Below are 25,599 nucleotides of genomic sequence, written 5' to 3' on the forward strand. Positions count from 1 at the left end.
GCTCCCGGTTTGAGGTTCAGATAGCCGCGCTTTAATCCGCGACCTATTCGTCAGAGAGAATCTGGTCCATCACGTTATCGACCACGACAGGGCTCTCAAAGTACGTGACCGAAGGAGCCGCGCCGAATGTCTCCTGCGCTAGTACTTTCCAGTGCTCGGTGTACATCTTCTCCGCTTCGGCGCGCGAGCGCCAGAGATAGACGCCACCGGCGGCGCTTCCGTCTTCCGACAGGACATAGTACTTACGCACAAGGCCGGGCACGCCTCTATATCTCGCGGCCTTACTCAGGAAAAGACTTCGTGCCTCTTCGCGTGTGATCGGCTCTGGCAACCTGAACGACGTGATGACGGTGATCATCGAAACGCTCCTTCCGTAGTAACAACCGTTGGATACATCGCCGACTCATTGCGGAGCCCGCTGGTCGCGCGCGATCGTGGTAAAGAGGCCAGGCGGCGACACGTCTGGCGGCATGATCTTCTCCAGCGCTTCATGGATGGCTGGCGGAAATGGCGGCTCAACGGGCGCAATACGGGCAGGCAGGTGATCTCCGCGTGCTATATTTTCAATAGCATATCCTGGACACGTTGCTATGAAAAGTAAAGCATGAAGATACCGAAAGTAGGTCAGCCAGTACGCGGGTCGACAACGGGCCGCCCTATCATGGTCGTGCTCGATCTGCTCGGGCGCCGGGCGGCGTTACGCATTCTGTGGGAATTGCGGGGCGAGCCGCTAACGTTTCGCGCGTTGCAGGAAGCGGCCGAAACCAATCCCAGTCTGCTCAATACGCGACTCAAGGAATTGCGGGAAGCGGGGCTCATCGATCATCAAGGACAGGGATACTGTCTGACCGAGGCCGGCGTGGCGTTACGGTTGGCGTTACGGCCGCTAAGTAATTGGGCGGAGACCTGGTGCAAGTGATGCCGGGCCGGCATCACTTCACGCCAGTCACACAGGCTTGACTACTTCGAACCTGCCGGTGCCTGAATCATCTTCCAGCCATTCCCGGCCGGGTCGCGAAACCCTGCATCCACGCTACCAAAACGCTCCACCGGTTCCTGGGTGAATTCCACACCGCAGGCTTTCAGCTTCGCATAGGTAGCGCGACAGTCATCCACGGAGAGCACCAGCGGCGGCATCGCGCCTTTCGCGACCATCGCCCGCAGCGTTTGCGCGGTGGCTTCGTCGTGAATCGGCGGGCCAGGCACGAACAGCCCGAGCTGGAACGAAGGCTGATCCGGATGCTGCACCGTGAGCCAGCGATACGACCCATTGCGCACGTCGGTATGGACCTTGAAGCCGAGTTTATCGACGTAGAACGTCAGCGCTTCGTCCTGGTTATCCACGTACAAACCCACCACATTGACACCTTGATTCATGACACCTCCCTGGTTGATGACGGGACTGTATCGTCGGTCACGCGGCGGCGCTTCTCCAAAACTGCGATGTTGAGATCCGGGCGTTGCGCGGCCTTCAGTACGCAGGCCGGCACGCGTTCGAGTTCAGGCATGCCGGCTCGCAGATCGACGCGCATGGCGCCCGGACTTTTCCCGGTGATATCGCGAAAGATGCGGCCGAAGGTGCCGAGGCTCTCCCAGCCGGTCGTGAAGGCGATCGTGGTGATGCTGAGATCGGTGTCGCGCAGCAAGGTGGTGGCCTGTTCGATGCGCCGAGTCAGCAGATACCGATGCGGCGGAACGCCGAAAGCCCGCTTGAAGGAGCGCGCGAAATGGGCTTCAGAAACGCCGCTGACTTCAGCCAGATGTTTGACGGGCCAAGCCTCGTGCGAAGCGGCGTCCATGCGGTCTTTGGCGCGCAGCAGGCGGCGCAGCAAGGCCGGATCCTCCAACGCATCGGCGCCGGCCGGTGCGGGCGATGAGACAGGCGGCTGGGCGTGACGGTCTTGGAGAGCGCGCATGAGTTCCAGGGAAGCTGGCGGTATGCGCGTAGTTTAGGCTCAACGCCAGCCGCAGCAAAGCGCGGCAAGCGCCTGAGAAATCCTGCAAAGGCCTTAAAAAAGCACACTCAAACGCGCATCACTTGCGGGTAAACGACCCACGCTGCAACGTCACCATCCGCGGCAGTTCGATCGTGAACACCGTGCCCGCCACTTCATCCGAATTCACGCTGACGTTGCCGCCATGCATCCGCGCAATCTCCTGCACGATATGCAGGCCGAGCCCCAGACCTTCACGCGAACGTGCGCCGCTGGTGTTCTGCCCAAACGCCTTGAACAGATGCGGAAACACCTCCGACGGAATCGTGCCCCGATTGGCCACCTTCAGACGCACCGAATCCACCGCCTCGCCGTCCACCTCGACGCCGATATCGCCACCCGCCGCGCCGTGATGCAGCGCATTGCTGACCAGATTCGACACGGCCTGCCACACCAGATCCATATCCCACGCGCCGCTGCTATTGCCGCTACTCGTAAACACGATGCGCTTGCCGTTCTCGCGTGACGCGAATTCGTCGATCACCGAGCGGCACAGCGTCGCCAGTTCGATCGAGCGCGGCTGCAACGGTAGCCGCCCGCCCTGCAGACGCGCCAGATTGAGCAGTTGATCGACCATCCGCGCCATGCGCAGCGAACTGTTCTTCACGCGCGTGGCGACGGTAATCGACTGCTCGTCGGCCGCGGTGCGCATCAGATATTCCGCCGACGCCAGCACCGCGCCGAGCGGCGTGCGCAAATCGTGGCTCAGTACCGCCATCAGCATTTCGTTGGCTTCGAGCATTTGCCGCGTCGTGACGAGCTGCGCCGCGAGCTGGCGTTTCTGCTGTTCCAGTTGCACGAACACGTCGACCTTCGACTGAAGAATGCGCGGATCGAACGGCTTGTACAGAAAGTCGACCGCGCCGGCCTCGTAGCCACGGAACGTGCGCGAAGCGTCCTGCGCGGTCGCCGTCAGAAAGATGATCGGCACATGCGACGTGCGCGGACTACCGCGCATCAACGCCGCGAGCTCGAAGCCGTTCATGCCGGGCATGTTGACGTCGAGAATCGCCAGCGCGACCTCGTGCTTGAGCAGCAGATCGAGCGCGGCGGTGCCCGAATCCGCCACCAGCACGTGCACGTCCGGCCGCGCCAGCAACGCTTCGAGCGCGGTGATGTTGTGGACGATGTCGTCGACGATCAGAATGTTCACGGGTGAGTTCGTCATGGCATCGGGTCAGAGAGAGGCCGGCAATGCGGCAAGCCGCAGCGCCATAGTTTCGGGAGTGTAAATGTAATCGGCCGCGCCGGTTTCGATCGCGGCGCGCGGCATTTCGGGCGAGCTGGCGGTGTCCGGCGCCTGCACCCAGGTGGTCCCGCCGAACGCTCGCACGCGCTTCAACCCTTGCGCGCCGTCGTCATTGGCGCCGGACAGCAGAATCGCCAGCAAGCGTGCGCCGCACACCGCCGCCGCCGACTCGAACAACACGTCGATCGAAGGCCGCGAAAAGCGCACCGCGGCATCGGTGGAAAGCGCCACGGTGCGATCGACTTCGACCAGCATGTGATAACCGGGCGGCGCAACATGCACGCGCCCAGGCAGAATCCGCTCGCCGGCATCGGGTTCGAGCACCGGCAACGCGCAGCGATGCGTGAACGCCGGCACCAGATAGCTCGGCGAATCGGGCGGCAAATGCGTGACGATCATGACCGCCGCCGCGAAGTCCGCGGGCAATGCGCCGAGCAGCACGTTCAGCACTTCGATCCCGCCCGCCGAGCCGCCGATCACCACGAGCTCGTACGCGCGCGACTCGGCCTTGCCTGGCTGGGCGGCGGCAGTAGCGGGCTGAACGGTTGAGCCTGACATGGCGGCCTAGCGCTTCTGATAAATACGTTCGCTCGAACGAAACTCGTCGAACGCTTCGTAATGACGGGAAAAACGCAAACTTTCCTTGCTGCCCAAGCCGAGAAAACCGCGCCGCACCAGCGCGTTTTCGAACAGGCCCAACGCGCGATCCTGCAGGCCGCGATCGAAATAGATCAGCACGTTGCGGCACGACACGAGGTGCGCTTCGAGAAAGACTTCGTCGGTCGAGAGGCTGTGGTCCGCGAACACCACGCGATCTTTCAGCGAGCCGGCAAAGCGCGCGCCGCCATACGCGGCGTGATAGTAATCGGACAACGAACGCTTGCCGCCCGCCGCCAGATAGTTTTGCGTAAAGCCTTGAATCCGGTCGAGCGCGTAGATGCCGGACTCGGCGCGCGCGAGCGCGTCCGGATTGATGTCGGTCGCGTAGAACAGCGTGCGCTCGGTCAAGCCCTCTTCGTCGAACAGGATCTTCAGCGACCAGAGTTCTTCGCCGGTGCTGCAGCCCGCCACCCACACCTTGATCGACGGATACGTGCGCAAACGCGGCAACACATGTTCGCGCAGCGCCAGAAAATACGCGGGATCGCGAAACATGTCGCTCACCTGCACCGTCAGGTACTGGAACAGCCGCGAGAATTCGTCGCCGTGACGCATGATGCGATCCTGCAACTGCGAGAGCGTCTTCAGGCCAAATTCCTCGAGCGCCTGCGACAGCCGGCGCCGCAGCGACGACATCGCGTAGTGGCGAAAGTCGTGCTGGTATTTGAGGTAAATCGCCTCCAGCAGCAATTTCAACTCGATGTCGAAATCGCTGATGCGTTGCGGCGCGTCGAATTCAGACCCACTCATTCGTTCAGGCTCATCCGTTCAGACTGGTTTATCGGGTTCCCGCGACGACCGTTTACCGTTGACGCAGCCAGACGCGGCACAGCGCGACCAGCTTGTCCACATCGATCGGCTTGGACACGTAGTCGTCCGCGCCGGCTTCGAGACAGCGCGTGCGGTCGTTCGCCATGGCCTTCGCCGTCAGCGCGATGATCGGCAGATGCGCGAAGCGCGCGTTGCGGCGAATCTCGCCCATCGCGGTCAGCCCGTCCATCTCCGGCATCATGATGTCCATCAGGATCAGATGCACTTCGGGGCCGTTCTCCAGCGCCTCGAGCGCCTCGCGTCCGTTGCGCGCAATCTGCAGTTTCGCACCGAGCGGCTCCAGCACGTGCGAGAGCGCAAAAATATTGCGCACGTCGTCTTCGGCCAGCAGAATCGTGCGGCCTTCGAACGCGTTGTCGCGCTGCCGCACGGTGCGCAGCATGCGCTGCTGTTCCGGCGCCAGCGACGACTCCACGCTGTGCAGGAACAGCGTCACTTCGTCGAGCAAACGCTCGGGCGATTTCGCGCCCTTGATGATGATCGACTTCGAATAGCGGCGCAGGCGGTGCTCTTCCTCGTCGGACAGCATGCGGCCCGTGTAGACGATCACCGGCAGCGCGGCATGCGCGGTGTTCGCGGCGAGCCGTTCGAGCAGATCGTAGCCGGTGCCGTCGGGCAGCGCGAGATCGGTCACCACGCAGTCGAAGCTGAACTTCGTCAGATAGTCCAGCGCTTCGGCGAGCGTGGCGACCGCGACGATCTCGGTGTTTTCGCTTTGCAGCAACGCGCGGATGCTCTCGCGCATCGGTCCGTCGTCCTCGATCACCAGCACGCGTTTGATGCGCTGCTGCAGGCGCGCTTCCAGACGGCGAATCGCGGCTTCCATCGTGCTGCGCGCGGTCGGCTTGAGCGTGTAGCCGATCGCGCCGAGATGCAGCGCCTTGTCGGCGTGGTCGGTGGCCGAGACGATGTGAATCGGAATGTGACGCGTAAGCGGATCGTTCTTCAGCCACTCCAGCACCGTCAGGCCGGAGCGGTCCGGCAAACCGACGTCGAGCAGCACCGCCGCCGGGCGCATGTCGCGCACCAGCGCGAGGCCGCTCGCCGCATTGCTGGCGTGGACGAAATCGAAGTCGAGTTCGTGCGTCAGATCGCGCAGGATTTCGGCGAACGCGAGATCGTCTTCGACCGCGACGATCAGGCGGCCGGTACGCGTGCGGTTGTCGCGGTCGTCGGCGATCGCGCCGCCGGTCGTTTCGGGCGTGTCGCCGAGGCTCAGACCGTTGGCGGGCGTAATGACGGCCGTCTGGTTGAAGCTCGACGGCGCGCGGACCAGTGGCGGTTCGGCTTGCGCCACGGCCGCCGTCGGCGCGACTGCATGCGCCGGCGCGAATGCCGGCATCGGCGTCGGCGCGTTATGCCCCTCCGCCAGAGCCGCCTCGGCATCGACCGGCAGCCACAGCGTGAACACGCTGCCCTTGCCGACTTCGCTGGCCACGGTGATCCGGCCACCCAGCAAACGCGAGAACTCACGCGAGATCGACAGCCCCAGACCGCTGCCGCCGTATTGACGGCTGGTGGAACCGTCGGCCTGCTGGAACGCTTCGAAGATCATCTCCAGCTTGTCCCCCGCAATACCGATGCCGGAATCGCGCACGTCGATGCGCAGCATGTTGTCCTGCGACGCCGCGATCGACAGCGCCACTTCGCCACGCTCGGTGAACTTCACCGCGTTCGAGAGCAGATTGCGCAGAATCTGTGTGACGCGCTGACCATCGGTGACAAAGGTATCGGGCGTACCCGGCGTACGTTCGAAGTGAAGCCGCAAATGCTTGGCGGCCGCCAACGGCTTGAACATTTCTTCCAGCGACTGCAGCGTCGCGTCGATCGACACCGTTTCGAGTTCGACCGTGACCTGACCGGCCTCGACCTTCGACAGATCGAGAATGTCGTTGATCAGTACCAGCAGATCGCTATTGGACGCGTGGATCGTTTCCGCGTAGCGCACCTGCTCGTCGCTCAGGTTGCCCGTACGGTTCTGCTGCAGCAGCTTGGCAAGAATCAGCGAACTGTTCAGCGGCGTGCGCAGTTCGTGCGACATGTTGGCAAGAAACTCGGACTTGTAGCGGCTCGACTGTTCGAGGCGTTCCGCGTTGGCCGCGAGGTCGTCCTGCGCGCGCAACAGATCGGACTTCTGCCGCTCGAGACGCTGCGCGTATTCTTCGAGCTGCACGTTGGTCTGTTCCAGTTCGGCCTGCTGCGCTTCGAGCCGCACTTGCGATTCCATCAACGCGCGGCCGCGCTCTTCGAGGCCTTCGTTCGAGACGCGCAACTCTTCCTGCTGCACCTGCAATTCTTCGTTCAGTTGCTGCGTTTCGGCCAGCGCATCCTGCAGACGTTCGCGATACAACGCGGCTTCGACGAAGTCGCCCAGCGCGTTGCCGATCAGCTCCATGAACTCCTGATCGCGCACGGTCAACTCGCGAATAAAGCCGAGTTCAATGACGCCGTTCACCTGCCCGTCGTTGACGATCGGCATGATGAGAAGATTTTTCGGCGCGCTCTTGCCGGTGGCCGACACGACCTGCACGTAATTGTCCGGCAGGTCGCGCAAAACCAGCGTGCGGCGCGCGGCGGCGGCCTGGCCGATCAGCGTTTCGCCCTCTTCGAAATTGCGCGCGCTGCCCTGCTCGCTTTCGCGGCTAAAGCCATACGCGGCGATACGGCGCAGCGTGCCGTGCTGCCGGTCGCGAATGTAGAGCGCGCCAACAGCAGCGTCCAGATACTGGGCGAGAAAATCGAGCACCGCGCGGCCCACCAGTTGCGGGGTCGTCTGCCCGACTACCTTCTCGGCCAGCAAGCGCTGCCCCGAGCGCAACCACACCTGCTCCTGCAACATCTCGGTCTGTTCGGTCTGCTGCCGCAAGACGCCGTCGTAAGTCGAAGACAGGCTCAACAATTCGCGGCGGCCCATCCACGCAAGCAGCGCACTCACGCTCAGACTGAACAGCAGGAATACGCCCACCAGCGTGGTGGTAACGCGCCGGGTCGCATCGCCTCGGTCCTGGCGCAGGCGCAATTCGACGTCGAGAAAATCGCCGAATTCGCGGCGTGTTTCGTCGAATTCGATTTTGCCGCGACCGCTCGCCACCGCGGCTTCATAGTTCTGGTTGCGGCGGCGCGCGTCGATCATCTCTTCGGCGTAGCGGGACCAGCGCTGCTGAATCGCCTCGATCTCCTTGAGCTTGACGACCTGCGGCGAATTGTCCGACACCATCTGCTGCAGCATTTCAATCTGCGTCTTGAACTTCGGCCCACCGGTTTCATAAGGCACGAGGAAGCTCTCGTCGCCCGTAATCAGGAAACCGCGCATGGACGATTCGCGATCCACGGCGAGGCGCAGCATTTCGTTGGCCTGGCCGATCACGCGTTCGGAGTGCTCGGCCCAGTTCATGGTGGACACGAGATACGCGATCAGCCCGACGAACACCGCCATCGTGACCAGGCCAACGCCTAAAGGCAGCGCGATGTTACGGCGAATGATGCTGCGAAAACGATTCTGGTCGACGGCCTGAGATGCGGTCATTTTTTCTGTCTTCGGCTTAGCGAATCAAGTCGATTCGGCATATTTTTCGGATTTTTCGCGCGGAGCGGTATGTCGTTGAACGACCCGCGTCATCATACAGGAAGGGGCCCATTTTTGAGGCGTTATACGACGGCTCAGGCTTGCTGGGCGGGGCTGTTGCCGATCCACGCAAGTTTGCACGGCTGACGCGAGTCAGCCGTGCAAAGCATGCGAAGGAAGCTGAAATACGCCTACGCCGGCACGGTCTCCGCCAGCGCCGCGCGCGACCACACGCGATGCTGTTCCGCCGCCGCGATGAACGCCTTCAGCACATCGGCGACCTGCTTGTCGTCGCCGGTGGCGACGCCGTCGGCGTTGTCCGGCAACTGCGCCGCGGCGAGCACGTCACGCCCCGCGCCGAGCGCCGCAATCGCCTTCAGATGCTTGAACGCCTCGAGCACGAAATGCCGCGCGTCGCCCGATTGCGCGAGCCGCTTCGCACCCGCCTCGCCACCTGGGACGATCACGGCGTCGAACATGATCGACGGCAAGCCGGCAATCGTCGCGTCGGGCGCCATGCCGTCGATCGGCGCGAGCGTCGGGGCGATCAGCATGGGCGTTGCGCCTTCGTCCTGCAGCGCCTGCTGCAGTTTCCTGATCGCCGCGCCATCGGAACCCGGCGCGACCAGCAACGCGATCTTGCGCGTCTTGATGCCGGGCTTCACACGGTTCAGCAGACTCAAGGCCGGGGAATCCTTGGGACCGCTCAGCCTCGCTGTACCCTTCTTCGGCGCGGGCAAGCCCAGACCTTCGGCGACGGTCGCCGCGAGCCCCGCGTCGAAGTTCGCGAGAATCTCGTTCACCACGCGCGCGCGAATCTCCGGCTTGCTGACCTTGCCGAGTTCGAACTGATACGCGGCGGCGATATGGTCCTTCTCGGGCTGCGACATGCTGTTATAAAACAGCGCGGCCTGCGAGAAATGATCGGCGAACGATTCACTGCGCACGCGGATCTTGGTGCCCTCCACGCGCTCCTGATAACTTTCGAAACCACCGTCGCTGGGCGCGGGATCGGTTTCCTTCGGCCAGCCGCCACTCAGCGAATTCGGTTCGTAGGAAGCCTGCCCGACGTTGATCGTCTGGCGATGCATCGCGTCGCGCTGATTGTTGATGAACGGACAGACCGGCCGGTTGATCGGAATCTCGTGAAAGTTCGGCCCACCCAGCCGGCTGATCTGCGTATCCGTGTACGAGAACAAACGCCCTTGCAATAGCGGGTCGTTCGAGAAATCGATACCCGGCACGACATGCCCCGGATGAAACGCCACCTGTTCCGTCTCGGCGAAAAAGTTATCCGGATTGCGATTGAGGGTCATCTTGCCGACGATCTTCACCGGCACCAACTCTTCGGGAATCAGCTTGGTCGGATCGAGCAGATCGAAGTCGAAGTTGTGCTCGTCCTCTTCTTCAACAATCTGCACGCCGAGTTCGAACTCGGGGAAATCGCCCCGCGTGATCGCTTCCCACAAATCCCGCCGATGAAAATCCGGGTCCTTGCCCGCGAGTTTCTGCGCTTCGTCCCATAGCAATGAGTACGAGCCCAGCACCGGCCGCCAGTGAAACTTGACGAAACGACCTTTGCCCTGCGCGTTGACGAAACGGAACGTGTGAATGCCGAAGCCTTCCATGGTGCGCAGGCTGCGTGGAATCGCGCGGTCCGACATGGTCCACAAGACCATATGCGCGGATTCGGGCACGAGCGACACGAAGTCCCAGAAGGTGTCGTGCGCGGAGCCGCCGGTCGGCATTTCATTCGGCGCTTCCGGTTTCACCGCGTGCACGAAGTCGGGAAACTTGATGGCGTCCTGAATGAAGAACACCGGCATGTTGTTGCCGACCAGATCGTAATTACCTTCCTGCGTGTAGAACTTCACCGCGAAACCGCGCACGTCGCGCACCGTGTCGGCGGAACCGCGCGGGCCTTGCACCGTGGAGAAACGCACGTACACCGGCGTCTGCACGCCGGGGTCCTGCAGGAATGCGGCCTTGGTGTATTCGCGCATCGACTCGTAGACCTGAAACACGCCATGCGCCGCCGAGCCGCGCGCGTGCACGATGCGCTCCGGAATACGCTCGTGGTCGAAGTGCGTGATCTTCTCACGCATGATGAAGTCTTCCAGCAACGACGGACCGCGCGGACCCGCGCGCAGCGTGTTCTGGTTGTCGGCGATCTTGACGCCCTGATTGGTTCTCAGCGCCTCGCCTTGCGGACTCGCTCGAAACTGTTCGAGGTCTTGCGATTTCGGATCGCTCGCCGGCGCGTTTTTCGGTGCGGGCTTGTGCGTACTCGTTTTACCAGCCATGGGGATCTGCTCCTTGCGTTCGGGCGTGCCGGGGGGAATCCGGTCTCACGCATGGAGAGAAGGCAGCAAGGGATATTCCCGCGAGCAGGCGTCGCGTTGGCGGGTGGACGAAAAACGCGGCGTACGTCAAGCAATGGCGCTCGGTACGCCGCCGCGTCCTTCAGGTTGAAACGTGTGAATACGCTATGTCAGAAGCGATAGTTGATCGAGATATCCGCGACGCCGTTCGCTTTGCGGTGCGTGATCGGACTATTACCTGCACTACCCACCAGTTGCTCGTACGCACCGTCCGCAGTCGCGAACCAGTGCTTGTTGAATAGCCACACCGCGCTGATGCCGAAGCCCACCGACTTGAAGCCGGCGCTCGCGTGATATTGCGAGTACTGCGATTTCGCCGCCTGATTCTGATTCACGCCGAACCAGCTATTCATATACGTGGAGTCCGCCAGCGACACGTTCGGGCCGGCGAACCAGAAGAACTTCTTCGTGCTGCCCGGCATGGGCATATACGCGCCGAAGTCGCCGGTCCAACCGTTCGAACCGCCGAAATAGCGCCGCACGTCCGCGCGCAGCACCAGCGGAAAATCTTTCGAGATCACGTATTCGCCGGCCAGTTTGACGCCCGGCGCCGCGTTGATATTGCCGAGGCCGTTCAGCTCCTGCGGATCGTCGTGAGCGCGTCGGCCGAGATCGTAAACCGCAGCCAGACTGGCGCGCCAGTTCTGCCCTTGCGCGAAGTTAACCCCGAAGCCTTCGCCGCTCGAAAGGAAGAACAGGTCCTTGTAGCGCACGTCGATGCTCGGGCCGCCCATTACGTGGTAGCGATCCGAACCTTCGTAGCGCGGCTGGAACGAGGAGGCCAAACCGAGGCGCACCTGCCAGTCGGGGATGTTCGGCTGCCACATCTTCTGCAGCGGAATGCCGACCGAGTATTGCCATTCGTTGAGTGGCGAAGGCGTTTGTGCCATGGCAGAGCCCGGCAGGAAGGAAATGCCGCCCAGGGTCACGGCCACCAGAGACGTCGCCGCGATGCTTGTTTGTTTATTGCGGAACTTGCCAATCCGCTTTCTACGGCTGTTCAACACCAGAAGCCTCCGATTCTCGCGTATCGCGAAGAGGGTTATGTTCTCGCCCGAGGTTCGCGGTGGCCTGTGGACCTCAGGCGACCGCCGCGTTGCTACGAGCGGCATGTAATTTTTTCAGCTAACGACACGCACTATCCGGCAAAACGCGCTGCTCGATTCTATTAAACCCTGTAAAACGGGCTTTTGTACGAGCAAAGACGTGCGAAAGATTTGCCGATGGACACGCTAGTGCAAATTGCGGGCCTGGCGTGTGGAGAGCCGCCTCCAGTGGGATAAGAGCAGGCAGGAAGCGATGAAGAGGGATGGCAAAAAAGACGTCCGGCGCCACCGTTGCGGCGCCGGACGGACAGGAAAGGTGCTTGAAGCTGTATGAGTTGCGTGAGGGCGCTCCAGGCTATTGCGCCGCTTCCACGAGCACGGCTTTGTCGCGATAGAGATTCGGGAACAGCCGCTTCAGATTAGCGACCTTCGGCATATCGTTGATCGCGATATACGCGGAGTTCGGGTGCAAGGTCAGATAGTTCTGGTGATAGAACTCGGCCGGATAAAAGCCCTTGAACTGCTCCGTCCGGGTGACGATCGGCGCCGGGTACACATGGGCCTTGTCGAGTTGCGCGATATAGCTCTGCGCGACGCGCCGTTGCGTGTCGTTCAGCGGGAACACGGCCGAACGGTATTGCGTGCCGCTGTCGGGTCCCTGCCGGTTCAACTCGGTCGGGTCCTGAATCACCGAGAAATACACCTGCAGCAACTGGCCGTAAGTCACCTTGCTCGGGTCGAAGGTGACCTGCACCGATTCCGCGTGACCCGTCTCGCCGCCGCTAACCGTCTCGTACTGCGCGGTGTCGCGCTGACCGCCGGAGTAACCCGACACCGCCCGGGTGACGCCGCGCACGTGCTGGAACACGCCCTGCACGCCCCAGAAGCAGCCGCCCGCGAACACCGCGGTTTCCTCGTGCGCGGTGGCGGCCGAGATCGGTTCGTCGAGCGCGGGCGGCGCAATCACGACCGCCGTCTCCGACGAAAACGCCATTCGTTGCGCCAGCAACAAAGCCAGCGCGCCAAAGCCGACCGAGAGCGAAATGGCAGTCAGCCGCGAGCGCGCGGGCCGGCCTTTCGTGATGCGTGTCTCGAAGTTCATGATGTCCGTCCTGATCCGCTCAGCTCACACCGTTCGATGCGGGCGTAAAGGTCAACGCAAGACCGTTCATGCAATAACGCAGACCGGTCGGTTTGGGGCCGTCGTCGAACACGTGGCCGAGGTGGCTGCCGCAGCGACGGCACAGTACCTCGTCGCGCGTCATGCCGAATGACTTGTCCGTATGCGTGATGACCGCGTGGTCGAGCGGCTGGTAGAAGCTCGGCCAGCCGGTGCCGCTGTCGAACTTGGTCTTCGATGAAAACAGCGACAGTTTGCAGCCCGCGCAGCCGAACGTGCCGGCGTGGTGCTCATCGTTCAGCGGGCTGCTGAACGGCCGCTCGGTGCCCGCATCGCGCAGGATCCGGTATTGCGCGTCGTTCAGCATCTTGTGCCATTCGGCGTCGCTGTGCGACACCTCGTAGGCCGCCGCCGCGCCGCTGTCCGCCGCGCGCGTCACGTTCCACATCGAAGCCGTGCCGCCGGCCAGCGACGCCGCGCCGATAAACCTGAAGAATGTTCGTCTGTTGCAAGTCATGATGTTCGCCCCGGAAAGTCCGTGCCGTTCACCCGGTCAGGCGCCGGTCGCGCCGTCTGCGAGTGGTCTCGATGCTTGGTCGTGCGAGATCGGGTTTTATGACAGCATGCTCGTCTTTTTTGTCAGGCGGCGCTTACAGCGGAAATTTCGTGGTCGAGAGAATTTCCTTCAGCACCATGAACGAGCGGATTTGCCGGACGCCCGGCAGATACAGCAACTGTTCCGCGTGCAGTCGGTTGAAGCTGTCGCTGTCGCGCGTGCGGATCGTCATGAAATAGTCGAATTCGCCGGTCACGACGTGGCATTCCATGCAACCGGCCACCTTCTGCGCCGCTTTCTCGAACTCGGCGAAGGATTCCGGCGTGGACCGGTCCAGCACCACGCCGATGATCACCAGCATCCCCGCGCCCGCCGCCTTCGGGTCAATCAGCGCGACCACGCCACGAATCAGCCCCGACTCCCGGAGCCGCTCGACTCGCCGCAGGCAGGCCGGCGCGCTCAGCTTCACTTTGGCCGCGAGCGCGACGTTCGAAATCGACGCGTCGGTCTGCAACTGCCGCAGGATCGCGCGATCGATACGGTCGAGCGCCTGCAGGGGATCGGTCTGGACGGCGGCGGGGTCGACCGCTGTGTTTGTGCGACGAACTTTTGTTGTGCTCATAGGTTGGTTGGCAGACTTTTATTAATTCGATTTTCGATATGCATTTTTAAAAGTAAGCTTAAGCCATTTATTTCGCAAGCTCATTTCAGACGGTTTTCCCTACCATGTGTTTCGACGCGCCGGGTTCCCGGCCGCCTCGACACCACGGACAACGGAGCTGCCATGAACCTGCAACGATTCCCTCGTTACCCGCTCACTTTCGGGCCGACGCCGATTCAACCGCTCAAACGGCTGAGCGACCACCTCGGCGGCAAAGTGCATCTGTATGCGAAACGCGAAGACTGCAACAGCGGTTTCGCGTTCGGCGGCAACAAGACGCGCAAGCTCGAATATCTGATTCCCGAAGCGCTCGCGCAGGGATGCGACACGCTGGTGTCGATCGGCGGAATTCAGTCGAACCAGACCCGCCAGGTGGCCGCGGTCGCGGCGCACCTCGGCATGAAGTGCGTGCTGGTGCAGGAGAACTGGGTCAACTACTCGGACGCCGTGTACGACCGCGTCGGCAACATCCAGATGTCGCGCATTCTCGGCGCGGACGTGCGTCTGGTTGCGGACGGCTTCGACATCGGCTTTCGCAAGAGCTGGGAAGACGCGCTCGAGAGCGTGCGCGCCGCCGGCGGCAAGCCGTATGCGATTCCGGCCGGCTGCTCGGACCATCCGCTGGGCGGGCTCGGTTTTGTCGGTTTCGCCGAAGAAGTCCGGCAGCAGGAGGCCGAACTGGGTTTCAAGTTCGACTACGTCGTGGTGTGCTCGGTGACGGGCAGCACGCAGGCCGGCATGATCGTGGGCTTTGCCGCCGACGGCCGCGCCGAACGCGTGATCGGCATCGACGCCTCCGCGAAACCCGTGCAGACGCGCGAGCAGATCACCCGGATCGCGAAGCAGACCGCGGAACAGGTTGGCCTGGAACGCGACATCACCGCGGCCGACGTGGTGCTCGACGAGCGTTTCGGCGGCCCGGAATACGGCCTGCCGAACGACGGGACGCTCGAGGCGATCCGCCTATGCGCGCGTCTGGAAGGCGTGCTGACGGATCCGGTGTATGAGGGCAAATCGATGCACGGCATGATCGAGATGGTCCGCAACGGCGAGTTTCCGGCCGGTTCGCGCGTGCTGTATGCGCACCTGGGCGGTGTGTCGGCGCTGAACGGCTACAGCTTTATCTTCCGCAACGGCTGAGCTCACGCCGCGAGGCGCTGGCGCAAATGCTCCCTCAGGAACTCGACAAACGTGCGGATCGTGAGGGAGCTTTGCCGATGCTGCGGGTACACGGCATAAACGCTGGCTGCGGCGGGCAGGAATTCGTCGAGCACGGTGACCAGCAAACCGCTTTTGAGCGCGTCGGCAACGATAAAGTCCGGTAGCCGCACAATGCCGAGCCCGGCCACCGCCGCATCGCGAATCAGGTCGCCGTTATTGGCGCGCAGCGGCCCGTGCACTTCGAGGCTTTTCAGCGCGCCCTCTATTGCAAACTCCCAACTCACCGTACCGCCATGGCCGTACAGCAGGCATGAATGCCGTGCCAGATCGGCGGGCACGGCGGGCGCGCCACGGCGCCGCACATAGCCCGGACTGCAGCACGCCACCATCCTGACGTCGGCGAGTTTCTGCGCGATCAGCGTGGAGTCGGCCAGCGTGCCGATGCGGATCGCCATGTCGAAACCTTCGCCGACCACGTCGACGGTACGGTCGCTCAGTTCCATGTCGAAGCGCACTTCGCCGTGCTCACGCAGAAACAGCGCCAGCACCGGCGACAGATGCATCATGCCGAACGACATTGGCGCACTCACCCGCAAAAGCCCGCGCGGGCCGGCGCGCTGCCGCGACATGGCCTGCTCGGCATCGTCGACTTCACCCAGAATGCGCGTGGCGCGCTCGTAAAACTCCTGACCGAGCTCAGTCACGGCCAGCTTGCGGGTATTGCGGATCAGCAACTGCACGCCGAGCGTTTCCTCCAGCGCCATCACACGTCGGCTGACGAACTGCTTGGACAGCGACAGCCGCTGAGCCGCCGCCGTGAAGTTATGCGCGTCCACTGTCGCGACGAAAATCCGCATGTCGTCGAGTTGCATTTTATTGTCCACTCCATGGTGACAGTGTTTCCTATTTCACCATGATTATAACGATCCAGATTGACCTACACTCCTGTTCATGGATCGCGGACAACATCTGGCCGGATCGCACAACCCAAGGAGAAAAAAATGCTCGATATCAGACACGCCAATCAACGCGGCCGCGCGGAGCACGGCTGGCTTAGTTCGCGTCATACGTTTTCCTTTGCGAGCTACCACGATCCGAAGCAGAACGGCTTTTCCGACCTGCTCGTGATCAACGACGACCGCGTTGCGCCGGCTCAAGGTTTCGGCAAGCACCCGCACCGCGACATGGAGATCTTTTCGTACGTGCTGGAAGGCGCGCTGGAACACAAGGACACGATGGGCACCGGCTCGGTGATCGTGCCTGGCGACATCCAGTTGATGAGCGCGGGAACCGGCGTCGCGCACAGCGAATACAACCATTCGAAGACCGATCCGGTGCACTTCATGCAGATCTGGATCGCGCCCTCGAAGAACGGTGCGGCGCCGCGTTACCAACAACGCCACTTCAGCGCGGAAGATAAGCGCGGGGTGTTGCGGCTCGTGATGTCGCCGGACGGCGCGGATGGTTCGCTGGAGTTGCAGCAGGATGCGCGGGTCTACGCCGGTTTGTTCGACGGCGACGAAACGGCAAAGCTCGAATTGGGCAGCGAGCGTTATGCGTATGTTCAGGTGGCGCGCGGCAGCGTGATGGTGAACGGCGTCGAGTTCGGCGAAGGCGATGGTGCGCGAGTGCGCGATGAAAAGTCGCTGACCTTCACGCAAGGTCACGATGCCGAAGTGCTGGTGTTCGATTTGCGGAACATCGAAACGTCGGCGTTGTGGGCTTGAGCCGGATCACTTTTTGTTAAAGGCAGCTCGCCGGAGAGTTTGCGGCGAGCTGCCTCACTTCCCTGCTTTTAAAATTTAGATCGAGAAAAAATCATGCGCTACACGCTATTTGAAAACCAGAAAGACGGGATTATTCTCGTCGCCCGTGTGCTGTTGATGGTGCTGTTCGTGATGTTCGGCTGGTCGAAGTTGACGGGTTTTTCCGGCACGGTCGCTTATATGACGTCGAGCGGCGCGCCGGTGCCCGAGTTGTCGGCGGTGATCGCCGTGGTGATGGAGTTCGTCGTGGGTGTCGCGCTGCTGGTCGGCTTCTTTACCCGGCCGCTTGCGCTGCTGCTCGCGGTTTATACGCTCGGCACCGCGATTATCGGTCACCACTACTGGAACATGACCGGCGCCATGCAGTACGACAATATGATTCACTTCTATAAGAACATCAGCATCATTGGTGGCTTGCTGTTGTTGGCTGTGACCGGCGCGGGTAAGTATTCGATCGATCGGCGGTAAGCGTGGGGTGTTGACGTGCTAGATACAACATCTCGCACGTCTGCGCCGATTAACCCGCGAATTGCGCCAGCACCCGTTCGCGGATAGCAGGACGAATATTCGACTGCGCCATGTCGCCGTGATAGTGCGCGACGACGCGTGGGTTCATCACATGGAACCACAACGGCGGCACGTACGCGAACATGATCATCGTGGCGTAGCCGGACGGCAATTGCGGCGCGCCGTCGAAATGACGCAGCGCCTGATACGAGCGCGTCGGATTCGCGTGATGATCGGCGTGACGCTGCAACTGGTACAGAAACAGATTCGTCACGATACGGTTGCTGTTCCACGAGTGCTGCGGCTGGCAGCGCTCGTAACGGCCGCTCGCGAGCTGCTTGCGGCCCAGCCCGTAGTGCTCCAGATAGTTGACCACTTCGAGCAACGACGCACCGTACACCGCCTGGATCAGCAGGAACGGAATGATCGTTTTGCCGAACAGCGCGATCAGGCCGCCCCACAGCACCACCGTCATCGCCCACGCATGCAGGACTTCATTGCGCCACGTCCATGGCGATTTGCCGAGACGTTCGAGGCGGTGCTTTTCGAGCCGCCACGCGGACGCGATGCTGCCGAACACGGTGCGCGGCAGGAAGGCCCAGAACGATTCGCCGTAGCGGGCGCTGGCCGGATCGGGCGGCGTCGCCACCCGCACGTGATGACCGCGATTATGTTCGACGAAGAAATGCCCATAGCAGACCGGCGCCAGCGTGATCTTGGCGAGCCAGCGCTCGAAACGATCGGTTTTGTGGCCGAGTTCGTGCGCCGTGTTGATCGACACACCGGTCGCCGCGCCCAGCGACAGCGCGAAGCCAAGATAGTCGTACCACGCCAGGGCATGCGTGCCGACAATCCACACCGCGCCGAAGAACGACACGTATTCGATGAACGTGGCGAGATAAACGACGCGCCGGTAATAGCGCTCACGCTCAAGCGTCGGGACGACGTCTTCGGGCGGGTTGCTGGGGTCGTCGCCGATCACATAATCGAGCAGCGGGATGATGCCGAACACGAATATCGGCCCGAACCACCAGAAAATATGCCAACCGGTATGCAACGCCAGATTCGCGGCATGCAGCGGCAAGGTGATCGTGAGCGCGCCGAGCAGCCACAGGTAGCGTTTGCTGTCGACCCACCGCGCGGGGGCCACTTGCGATGTTGCCATTGTCTCCCTCCTTGTTTTATGTCGCCCTTATCCGCGCATGGCTCGATGAAGGCCCGCGCATAGGTCGGTAGGACTTTTTCCGACTTCCAGATTTATATGGCCTGGAGCGCGGGATCGCCAAGGAATTGAGCCAGGTGGGAGTCTCCAAACAGGGCAGCGGCAGATGAGGCTTGTTGGCGCGGGGTCGAGCGGGTGAATGAAACGGGTGTTTGGGTGGAGCGGGAATGGGCTGCGTATGCGGCGCGTTGTCCCGTCCTCCCGCTTGACCGCAATTGCCGGAATTCATATAATCAGGCCTCAAAACTACGTACGAGCGGGTGCGAAAAACGTAGCGCCACCCGGGCGACCGGGTTCCACCTGGAGTGGAAATTCTGCCGAAAGGCAGATAGAGAATCCCGCATGCGACGGCTGCCGAAAGGCGGCCGTTGGTTTTTGTGGCAACGCTTTTGTCGCTAGGACCGAATCTTCCGTCCCTCGTAGGTCGCCCGCAGCAACGTCTTGAAGCTGACCTTCTTCGCCTGCCGCTGGCGCTTCGACAGTTCGTTCTCGAGAAGATATGCGGACTGAATCCGCAAAATCAGACGCTGTTTTCTCGCCCGGTCTTTCTCCACTTCAAAAAACACCGCATAAGGCGACGACGTACCGTCTGCACGGGTCTTTTGCAGTGTCATGAAATTAGGCTGCCGCTCATTTGCCACGACTATCGGACGCTCGGCAAGCGTCATGGCCAGGTCACGCAGCAGCGCCCTGGATAACGCATAGCGCTCAGCATCGAGCACCCGCTGCTCACGGCCGTCGTCATAGAGTTCCGAGTGAGGAATCTCCGCGCGCGCTCTTCCATCCCGAGCAATGCTGCGGGAAAAGCAATGGCACGAAAACATCACGAGCACGGTCACCGCGCAACTCAAACCAGGATCGCACTTGAATGCAAAGGAATCGAGGTGACTTAGGTCCCAAATTGTCTCGTTATTAACGATGGGTGAAAAGCGATGCGCTGCATATTCGGCAGATTCGAAAACGTGTACTTCAAACTTCGGCATAGGCAATCGACGTCGTTGTATCGATCACATTTTACGTCCGCCAAAGTCGTTCGTTTTCCGAATTAACGCTGCCGAATGGCATAGGAATGGCGTTATTCTTAACGTCCGCTGAAGCCGTCTGATATGAGCACGCCGCTCGCGCCATTCAATCAGATTTTCCACAGACGCTGTCAGGCAGTTGCGACTCCATCGCCGAATCAGTCCTTGGCCAGCCGAACCCAATCCCCAAACAAAAACGGCGACCCGAAGGCCGCCGCGCACTACTTACCCAACCACACTCCACCCTCAGACCGTCGCTTCGGCCTCAGCCTCGCTCACCGTCTCAAGCTCTTCGCTGTTGCGGATCAGGTGATCAAAAGCGCTCAGCGATGCCTTCGCGCCCTCGCCCACTGCAATCACGATCTGCTTGAACGGCACCGTGGTGACGTCGCCGGCCGCGAACACGCCCGGCACCGACGTCGCGCCGCGAGCGTCGACAACGATCTCACCGTGCTTCGACAACTCCACCGTGCCCTTGAGCCACTCGGTGTTCGGCACGAGACCGATCTGCACGAATACGCCTTCCAGTTCGATCGTCTTCACTTCGTCCGAACGCAGGTCTTTATAGACCAGACCGTTGACCTTCTTGCCGTCGCCGGTAATCTCAGTAGTCTGTGCCTGCGTGACGATGGTCACGTTGGCCAGGCTGCGCAGCTTGCGTTGCAGCACTTCGTCCGCACGCAGCGTGGCGCCGAATTCGAACAGCGTCACTTCACGCACGATCCCCGCAAGGTCGATAGCCGCTTCGACACCCGAATTACCGCCGCCGATCACCGCGACGCGCTTGCCCTTGAACAGCGGGCCATCGCAATGCGGGCAGTACGCCACGCCGTGATTGCGATACTCGCGCTCGCCCGGCACGTTGATTTCGCGCCAGCGCGCACCGGTGGCCAGAATGATGGTCTTCGCCTTCAGCACGGCGCCGTTGGCCAGGCGCACTTCGTTGATGCGGCCCGGAATCAGCGCGTCGGCGCGCTGCACGTCCATGATGTCGACTTCATACGTCTTGACGTGCTGTTCGAGCGCCGTGGCGAACTTCGGCCCTTCGGTTTCCGTGACGGAGACAAAGTTTTCGATGGACAGCGTATCGAGCACCTGGCCGCCGAAGCGTTCCGCCACGACGCCGGTCACGATACCCTTGCGCGCCGAGTAAATCGCCGCTGCCGCGCCCGCCGGCCCGCCGCCGACGATCAGCGTATCGAACACCGGCTTCTTTTCCAGTTCCTTGGCGGCCCGCGCACCGGCGTTGGTGTCGAGCTTGGCGAGAATTTCCTTCACGCCGCTACGGCCCTGGCCGAACACTTCGCCGTTCATGAACATGGTTGGTACCGCCATGATCTGGCGCGCTTCGACTTCGTTCTGGAACAACGCGCCGTCAATCGCCACGTGGCGAATGCGCGGGTTGATCAACGCCATCACGTTCAGCGCCTGGACGACTTCCGGGCAGTTCTGGCATGACAGCGAAAAATACGTTTCGAATTGATAGTCGCCGTCGAGATTGCGGATCTGTTCGATCACCGAATCCTCGAGTTTGACCGGATGGCCGCCGACCTGCAGCAAGGCCAGCACGAGCGACGTGAATTCATGCCCCATCGGAATACCGGCGAAACGGATGCCCGTTTCCTTGCCGGGGTTGCCGATCGAGAACGACGGCTTACGCTCGCTGTCGCCGCGACGTTCGATCACGGTGACGCGTTCCGACAGCGTCGCGATATCGTTCAGCAATGCCAGCAGCTCTTGCGATTTTGCGCTGTCGTCGAGCGACGCGACGATCTCGATAGGGTTACTAACCTTTTCGAGGTACGTTTTCAACTGAGTCTTGAGATTGGCATCAAGCATGGCGATTCGATTCCGTGGCGATGGGTATTGGGTTCCCGGCGCCGCACGCATCCGGAGAGGAAACGTGCGGCCCGGGGACGCGCGAACCGTTCTATTGAACGGTCCGCACGCTGACACGCCGTGAGGCGCCTGTTGCGGTTGCTACCAGCGGTCTGGAGACCTTAGATCTTGCCGATCAGGTCCAGCGACGGCGTCAGCGTTTCTGCGCCCGGCGTCCACTTGGCGGGGCACACTTCACCCGGGTGAGCCGCGACGTATTGCGCAGCTTGCACCTTGCGCAGCAGTTCGCCTGCGTCACGGCCGATGCCGTTGTCGTGCACTTCGCACAGCTTGATCTCGCCTTCCGGGTTGATCACGAACGTGCCGCGCAGTGCCAGGCCTTCTTCTTCGATCAGCACGTCGAAGTTGCGCGAGATCGCCAGCGTCGGGTCAGCGATCATCGGGTACTTGATCTTCTGGATCGTGTCCGACGTGTCGTGCCATGCCTTGTGCGTGAAATGCGTGTCGGTCGACACGCTGTAGATTTCAACGCCCAGCTTCTTGAATTCGTCGTAACGATCGGCCAGGTCACCCAGTTCGGTCGGGCAAACAAACGTGAAGTCAGCCGGATAGAAAACGAACACCGACCACTTGCCCTTCAGACTTTCTTCCGTGACGGTCTTGAAATCGCCATTGTGAAAAGCCTGTGCCTTGAACGGTTTAACTTGACTATTGATGATCGGCATTTACTGAGTCCTCTTTCGGAGTGGTTGGAAAGTGGAGTCAGTATGTCAGACGACGCTTAATAGGTAAAGTGAAGTGTTTCAATAATTGTGATAGTTTTACACTATTTGTTGCGCCGCCGCAGGCTATTGCGTCGGATCAGCCTTTCATCAAGCGCCAGAGGGTGGTTCGGCCGATTCCCAGCGCCCGGCTTGCCGCGGCGCGGTTGCCGCCGGACTCGTCGAGGGCGCGCATGACGTCTTCGCGGGTTGGCGTGGCGCGGGCTTTGTCGGCACTGGGTTGAGGATCGCGCTGCACAAGATCCGCCGCCGCTGCCCGCGTCATTCGCCCGAATTCGGGGAACACCGCCTGCCAATCCTCGCCGCCTTGCGATGTGGCCAAGGCGGCCATGCTGCCCGTCGTGGCCGCCGTAGCGGCGTCGTCGAGATAAATCGCGGCGCGCGCCAGCAGATTTTCCAGCTCCCGCACATTGCCGGGCCACGCGTAGCCGTCGAACAACGGGGCGAGAAAGGCCAGCACCCGGTCCAGCGCGACGTCCGACAAACCATATTGGAGCGCGCCGCGGCTTAACAAGTGCCGCGCCAGTTGGGCGACATCGCCGCGCCGAGCGCGCAGCGGCGGCAATTCTATCTGAAGCAGATTCAGCCGAAAGTACAGATCCGCGCGAAACACGCCCTGCTCGACCAGCGCATGCAGATCGCGATGGGTCGCGGCAATCACCCGCACATCGACCGGCGTGGCGCGCCCGGCGCCGAGTTTCATCACCTCGCGCTCCTGCAGCACGCGCAGCAGCCGGCTTTGCAGCGCCGCCGGCATTTCACCGATTTCGTCGAGAAAAATGGTGCCGGTATGCGCGATTTCGAACAGGCCGGGCTTGCCGCCGCGCCGCGCGCCGGTGAACGCGCCCTCCTCGTGCCCAAACAGTTCGCTTTCGATCAGCCCCTCGGGCAACGCCGCGCAATTGAACGCGACGAACGGATTGCCGCGCCGCCGGCTCGCGTTGTGAATGCCCTGCGCGACCAGCTCCTTGCCGGTGCCGCTTTCGCCCGTGAGCAGCACGGTGGCGTCGTGCGCCGCGCCCGCGCGGGCCAGCCGCCGCACCCGCTCGAGCGCCGCCGAATCGCCGACCAGATCGCCCAGATGATGCCGCGCGACCAGATGCTTCGGCCGCTGGCTGGTGCGCAGCGAACGGTCGATGCGCTGCGCGACCAACGCATCCTGCAACGTCACGACCGACCCGGAACGCACGCCCTGCTCCACGACCGGCACGCAGTTGACGATCAGCGCCCGGCCGCCGATCTGCTCGACACGCTCCTCGATCGGCTGGCCCTGTTCGAGCATTTCGCGCAGCAACGGCCCGACGGCCTGCGACACCTGGGCAGCCACGTCCCGTTCGCGGCCGGCCAGCAGCATGTCTTTCGGGGCATCGAAGCCCAGCAGATCGAGCATGGCCGGGTTGACCGCTTCGAGCTGGCCGGCTTCGTCGAAGGCAGCCACACCGTCGCGCAGATGGCCGACGATCGTATTCAGCCGCTCGCGCTTCGCTTCTTTTTGCCGGCTCACGCGCGCCAGTTCCACCGAGCGCTCGAACGCTTCCTCGACCGCGCCGAGCGAGTACAGAAACACGCTGGCCAGCCCCGCCTGCTGCGCGACGTCGCAGGCCATGCCGGGACCGATGATCACGCTGCAGCCTTCGGCGGCCAGATTGGCGACGGCGAGCCGCACTTCGTCGATCGACCGGTAGGCGCGCTGCTTCAGGCCGACTTTCAGCCACGCACTCAGGTCCGCCAGTTCATGCGAGATCGTCTCGTGCAGCACCAGGCCGATCTGCGCGCCGGGCCACGTGGTGGTGGCGCGGGTAATCGCGCTTAGCACGTCGAAACCGTTCACCTTGACCATCACGACCGGCACGTTCAGGTTGTCGCGCAGATACGCGCCGTTCGACCCGGCAGCAAGCACGACGTCGACGGCGCCCGCGTCCACATAGGCCTGCAAGGCCGTGACGGCCGCGCCGTAGCCCTCGCGCACCGAAAAGAATCGCGCACGCCCGGCGTAGCGTGGCGCGACGGTCTCGCAAAGCGATTGCAACCGGCTGATACTCACCAGTGCAACGCCCGGACGGCCCGCCTGAGGCGCCGCCAGGGACGATGTGAAAGTGGACACCACGGCACTCCGCCTCGAATATGAAACGTTCCATGAAACGTTTCATGGAACAGCCTGCTCATTGTGCCACGAACCGCCGCGCGCCTTGTATCGCAGCTAAGTCGCTGATTGTTGGGCACAAAGCCAAAGCCGAGGCCAATGGCATGCTTCCTGCAAAGCTACGTCCAGCTTCCTTTACACCTATTCCTAACTGGAGACACACCGTCATGACCACTTCCGCCACCCGCCGCGCCGCGTTCCGCGCCAAAGTCTACGAACGCCAGGGCCTGCTCGTGCCCGGCGCTTTCAATGCGATGAGCGCGCGCGTCATCGAGGACGCCGGTTTCGAAGCGATCTACATTACCGGCGCGGGCGTCACCAACATGTCGCTGGGCCTGCCCGACCTCGGTTTCATCGGTCTCGCGGAAGTCGCCGAGCACACCGCGCGGATTCGCGACGCGGTCGCGCTGCCGCTGATCGTCGACGCCGACACCGGTTTCGGCAACGCGCTGAACGTGCGCCAGACCGTGCGCGTGCTCGAGCGCAGCGGCGCCGACGTGATCCAGTTCGAAGACCAGATCATGCCGAAGAAGTGCGGCCACTTTGCCGGCAAGGAAGTGGTCAGCGCGAGCGAGATGGTCGGCAAGATCCGCGCGGCCGTCGACGCCCGCGAAGACGGCAATCTGCAGATCATGGCGCGCACCGACGCGGCCGCGGTCCATGGTATCGAAGACGCGATCGAGCGCGGTCATCGCTTTATCGAAGCCGGCGCCGATATTCTGTTTATCGAGGCGACCGAATCGCTGGCCGACATCGAACGACTGCCGGCGCTGTTCGACACGCCGCAACTGATCAACATCGTGATCGGCGGCAAGACGCCGGTGCAGTCGCGTGAAGCGCTGGCGAAACTCGGTTACGGCATCGTGCTGTATGCAAACGCGGCGCTGCAGGGCGCGGTGCTCGGCATGCAGCGCGCGCTCGGCACGTTGAAGAGCAACGGCCGTCTCGACGAGGACGCCACGCTGGTCGCGCCGTTCAGCGAACGTCAGCGGCTCGTCAACAAGCCGCTGTACGACAAGCTGGATCGCGAATACGCCGCGAAGGACTGAAGCGGAGAGATAACCGGGGACACGGAGGGCCGTCGCGTGCTTGCG

The 25,599-nt window shown here is 62.2% G+C and carries 23 protein-coding genes; 5 read left to right on the forward strand and 18 right to left on the reverse strand.

Features of this window, described 5'->3' with window-relative positions; all coding sequences use genetic code 11:
• Positions 1-43 precede the first annotated feature (43 nt).
• Positions 44-358 carry a YdhR family protein gene (locus FA94_RS28640; RefSeq protein WP_035557691.1) on the reverse strand — a complete coding sequence of 105 codons (315 nt, stop codon included), beginning with the start codon at positions 356-358 and terminating at the stop codon, positions 44-46.
• A 246-nt stretch (positions 359-604) separates the two neighbouring features.
• Here FA94_RS28640 and FA94_RS28645 point away from each other — a divergent pair, with 246 nt between their 5' ends.
• Positions 605-919, forward strand: a complete 315-nt coding sequence (locus FA94_RS28645) for a winged helix-turn-helix transcriptional regulator (RefSeq protein ID WP_035557693.1) — start codon at positions 605-607, stop codon at positions 917-919.
• Between the two features lie 41 nt (positions 920-960).
• Here FA94_RS28645 and FA94_RS28650 read toward each other — a convergent pair whose 3' ends face one another.
• The 11 genes from FA94_RS28650 to FA94_RS28700 all read right to left on the reverse strand — a co-directional run bounded on the left by FA94_RS28650 (position 961) and on the right by FA94_RS28700 (position 14,024).
• On the reverse strand, positions 961-1,377 hold the full coding sequence (locus tag FA94_RS28650) for a VOC family protein (protein WP_035557696.1): 417 nt from the start codon (positions 1,375-1,377) through the stop codon (positions 961-963).
• Positions 1,374-1,916, reverse strand: a complete 543-nt coding sequence (locus FA94_RS28655) for a helix-turn-helix domain-containing protein (protein ID WP_035557699.1) — start codon at positions 1,914-1,916, stop codon at positions 1,374-1,376. The genes FA94_RS28650 and FA94_RS28655 overlap by 4 nt, the downstream gene beginning before the upstream one ends.
• Positions 1,917-2,034: 118 nt before the next feature.
• Positions 2,035-3,162 (reverse strand): hybrid sensor histidine kinase/response regulator, encoded by a 1,128-nt coding sequence (locus FA94_RS28660; RefSeq protein ID WP_035557702.1) that lies wholly within the window; start codon positions 3,160-3,162, stop codon positions 2,035-2,037.
• A gap of 9 nt (positions 3,163-3,171) precedes the next feature.
• Entirely contained in the window at positions 3,172-3,801 is a 630-nt protein-coding gene (locus tag FA94_RS28665; RefSeq protein ID WP_035557705.1) for a chemotaxis protein CheB, read from the reverse strand.
• A gap of 6 nt (positions 3,802-3,807) precedes the next feature.
• The gene (locus FA94_RS28670; RefSeq protein ID WP_035557708.1) at positions 3,808-4,653 is read right to left on the reverse strand and encodes a CheR family methyltransferase; all 846 of its coding nucleotides are present in this window, start codon (positions 4,651-4,653) and stop codon (positions 3,808-3,810) included.
• Between the two features lie 52 nt (positions 4,654-4,705).
• Complete coding sequence (locus FA94_RS28675; RefSeq protein WP_035557711.1) at positions 4,706-8,260, reverse strand: response regulator; 3,555 nt, start codon at positions 8,258-8,260, stop codon at positions 4,706-4,708.
• Positions 8,261-8,490: 230 nt separating this feature from the next.
• Positions 8,491-10,602 (reverse strand): catalase HPII, encoded by a 2,112-nt coding sequence (gene katE / locus FA94_RS28680; protein WP_035557714.1) that lies wholly within the window; start codon positions 10,600-10,602, stop codon positions 8,491-8,493.
• 188 nt (positions 10,603-10,790) lie between these two features.
• On the reverse strand, positions 10,791-11,687 hold the full coding sequence (locus FA94_RS28685) for a MipA/OmpV family protein (protein WP_035557716.1): 897 nt from the start codon (positions 11,685-11,687) through the stop codon (positions 10,791-10,793).
• 394 nt (positions 11,688-12,081) lie between these two features.
• On the reverse strand, positions 12,082-12,828 hold the full coding sequence (gene msrA / locus FA94_RS28690; RefSeq protein ID WP_051980841.1) for a peptide-methionine (S)-S-oxide reductase MsrA: 747 nt from the start codon (positions 12,826-12,828) through the stop codon (positions 12,082-12,084).
• Positions 12,829-12,847: 19 nt separating this feature from the next.
• Positions 12,848-13,363 carry a peptide-methionine (R)-S-oxide reductase MsrB gene (msrB, locus tag FA94_RS28695; RefSeq protein ID WP_035557718.1) on the reverse strand — a complete coding sequence of 172 codons (516 nt, stop codon included), beginning with the start codon at positions 13,361-13,363 and terminating at the stop codon, positions 12,848-12,850.
• Positions 13,364-13,496: 133 nt separating this feature from the next.
• Positions 13,497-14,024: an Lrp/AsnC family transcriptional regulator gene (locus FA94_RS28700; protein ID WP_035557721.1), complete on the reverse strand. Its 528-nt coding sequence runs from the start codon at positions 14,022-14,024 to the stop codon at positions 13,497-13,499.
• A 162-nt stretch (positions 14,025-14,186) separates the two neighbouring features.
• Between FA94_RS28700 and FA94_RS28705 the strand changes: the two genes are divergently transcribed.
• A complete protein-coding gene (locus FA94_RS28705; protein ID WP_035557724.1) occupies positions 14,187-15,203 on the forward strand; it encodes a 1-aminocyclopropane-1-carboxylate deaminase in 1,017 nt (338 codons plus the stop codon).
• A 2-nt stretch (positions 15,204-15,205) separates the two neighbouring features.
• Here FA94_RS28705 and FA94_RS28710 read toward each other — a convergent pair whose 3' ends face one another.
• Positions 15,206-16,096, reverse strand: coding sequence for a LysR family transcriptional regulator (locus tag FA94_RS28710; RefSeq protein ID WP_035557726.1), 891 nt, complete (start codon positions 16,094-16,096; stop codon positions 15,206-15,208).
• A gap of 129 nt (positions 16,097-16,225) precedes the next feature.
• On the opposite strand from FA94_RS28710, the gene FA94_RS28715 reads away from it, so the two are divergent.
• The gene (locus FA94_RS28715; RefSeq protein WP_035557729.1) at positions 16,226-16,951 is read left to right on the forward strand and encodes a pirin family protein; all 726 of its coding nucleotides are present in this window, start codon (positions 16,226-16,228) and stop codon (positions 16,949-16,951) included.
• Between the two features lie 93 nt (positions 16,952-17,044).
• Positions 17,045-17,458 carry a DoxX family protein gene (locus FA94_RS28720; RefSeq protein ID WP_035557732.1) on the forward strand — a complete coding sequence of 138 codons (414 nt, stop codon included), beginning with the start codon at positions 17,045-17,047 and terminating at the stop codon, positions 17,456-17,458.
• Between the two features lie 49 nt (positions 17,459-17,507).
• Here FA94_RS28720 and FA94_RS28725 read toward each other — a convergent pair whose 3' ends face one another.
• The 5 genes from FA94_RS28725 to prpR form a co-directional block, all read right to left on the reverse strand.
• The gene (locus FA94_RS28725; protein WP_035557735.1) at positions 17,508-18,662 is read right to left on the reverse strand and encodes an alkane 1-monooxygenase; all 1,155 of its coding nucleotides are present in this window, start codon (positions 18,660-18,662) and stop codon (positions 17,508-17,510) included.
• Positions 18,663-19,114: 452 nt separating this feature from the next.
• A complete protein-coding gene (locus tag FA94_RS28730; RefSeq protein WP_035557737.1) occupies positions 19,115-19,702 on the reverse strand; it encodes a YjaZ family protein in 588 nt (195 codons plus the stop codon).
• A gap of 285 nt (positions 19,703-19,987) precedes the next feature.
• Positions 19,988-21,580, reverse strand: a complete 1,593-nt coding sequence (gene ahpF / locus FA94_RS28735) for an alkyl hydroperoxide reductase subunit F (protein ID WP_035557740.1) — start codon at positions 21,578-21,580, stop codon at positions 19,988-19,990.
• 161 nt (positions 21,581-21,741) lie between these two features.
• Complete coding sequence (ahpC, locus tag FA94_RS28740; RefSeq protein WP_035557742.1) at positions 21,742-22,305, reverse strand: alkyl hydroperoxide reductase subunit C; 564 nt, start codon at positions 22,303-22,305, stop codon at positions 21,742-21,744.
• Positions 22,306-22,441: 136 nt separating this feature from the next.
• Positions 22,442-24,466, reverse strand: a complete 2,025-nt coding sequence (gene prpR, locus FA94_RS28745) for a propionate catabolism operon regulatory protein PrpR (RefSeq protein ID WP_035563297.1) — start codon at positions 24,464-24,466, stop codon at positions 22,442-22,444.
• A gap of 206 nt (positions 24,467-24,672) precedes the next feature.
• Between prpR and FA94_RS28750 the strand changes: the two genes are divergently transcribed.
• Positions 24,673-25,554 carry an isocitrate lyase/PEP mutase family protein gene (locus tag FA94_RS28750; protein ID WP_035557745.1) on the forward strand — a complete coding sequence of 294 codons (882 nt, stop codon included), beginning with the start codon at positions 24,673-24,675 and terminating at the stop codon, positions 25,552-25,554.
• Positions 25,555-25,599: the final 45 nt, after the last annotated feature.

It is taken from the genome of Burkholderia sp. 9120, from assembly GCF_000745015.1.
In the GTDB taxonomy this organism is placed as follows: Bacteria; Pseudomonadota; Gammaproteobacteria; order Burkholderiales; family Burkholderiaceae; genus Paraburkholderia.

Bases quoted from the DNA above. Each gene is read 5' to 3' on its own strand.
- FA94_RS28640 (WP_035557691.1), bottom strand. From the start codon at position 358: ATGATCACCGTCATCACGTCGTTCAGGTTGCCAGAGCCGATCACACGC.
- FA94_RS28645 (WP_035557693.1), top strand. From the start codon at position 605: ATGAAGATACCGAAAGTAGGTCAGCCAGTACGCGGGTCGACAACGGGC.
- FA94_RS28650 (WP_035557696.1), bottom strand. From the start codon at position 1,377: ATGAATCAAGGTGTCAATGTGGTGGGTTTGTACGTGGATAACCAGGAC.
- FA94_RS28655 (WP_035557699.1), bottom strand. From the start codon at position 1,916: ATGCGCGCTCTCCAAGACCGTCACGCCCAGCCGCCTGTCTCATCGCCC.
- FA94_RS28660 (WP_035557702.1), bottom strand. From the start codon at position 3,162: ATGACGAACTCACCCGTGAACATTCTGATCGTCGACGACATCGTCCAC.
- FA94_RS28665 (WP_035557705.1), bottom strand. From the start codon at position 3,801: ATGTCAGGCTCAACCGTTCAGCCCGCTACTGCCGCCGCCCAGCCAGGC.
- FA94_RS28670 (WP_035557708.1), bottom strand. From the start codon at position 4,653: ATGAGTGGGTCTGAATTCGACGCGCCGCAACGCATCAGCGATTTCGAC.
- FA94_RS28675 (WP_035557711.1), bottom strand. From the start codon at position 8,260: ATGACCGCATCTCAGGCCGTCGACCAGAATCGTTTTCGCAGCATCATT.
- katE (WP_035557714.1), bottom strand. From the start codon at position 10,602: ATGGCTGGTAAAACGAGTACGCACAAGCCCGCACCGAAAAACGCGCCG.
- msrA (WP_051980841.1), bottom strand. From the start codon at position 12,828: ATGAACTTCGAGACACGCATCACGAAAGGCCGGCCCGCGCGCTCGCGG.
- msrB (WP_035557718.1), bottom strand. From the start codon at position 13,363: ATGACTTGCAACAGACGAACATTCTTCAGGTTTATCGGCGCGGCGTCG.
- FA94_RS28700 (WP_035557721.1), bottom strand. From the start codon at position 14,024: ATGAGCACAACAAAAGTTCGTCGCACAAACACAGCGGTCGACCCCGCC.
- FA94_RS28705 (WP_035557724.1), top strand. From the start codon at position 14,187: ATGAACCTGCAACGATTCCCTCGTTACCCGCTCACTTTCGGGCCGACG.
- FA94_RS28710 (WP_035557726.1), bottom strand. From the start codon at position 16,096: ATGCAACTCGACGACATGCGGATTTTCGTCGCGACAGTGGACGCGCAT.
- FA94_RS28715 (WP_035557729.1), top strand. From the start codon at position 16,226: ATGCTCGATATCAGACACGCCAATCAACGCGGCCGCGCGGAGCACGGC.
- FA94_RS28720 (WP_035557732.1), top strand. From the start codon at position 17,045: ATGCGCTACACGCTATTTGAAAACCAGAAAGACGGGATTATTCTCGTC.
- FA94_RS28725 (WP_035557735.1), bottom strand. From the start codon at position 18,662: ATGGCAACATCGCAAGTGGCCCCCGCGCGGTGGGTCGACAGCAAACGC.
- FA94_RS28730 (WP_035557737.1), bottom strand. From the start codon at position 19,702: ATGCCGAAGTTTGAAGTACACGTTTTCGAATCTGCCGAATATGCAGCG.
- ahpF (WP_035557740.1), bottom strand. From the start codon at position 21,580: ATGCTTGATGCCAATCTCAAGACTCAGTTGAAAACGTACCTCGAAAAG.
- ahpC (WP_035557742.1), bottom strand. From the start codon at position 22,305: ATGCCGATCATCAATAGTCAAGTTAAACCGTTCAAGGCACAGGCTTTT.
- FA94_RS28750 (WP_035557745.1), top strand. From the start codon at position 24,673: ATGACCACTTCCGCCACCCGCCGCGCCGCGTTCCGCGCCAAAGTCTAC.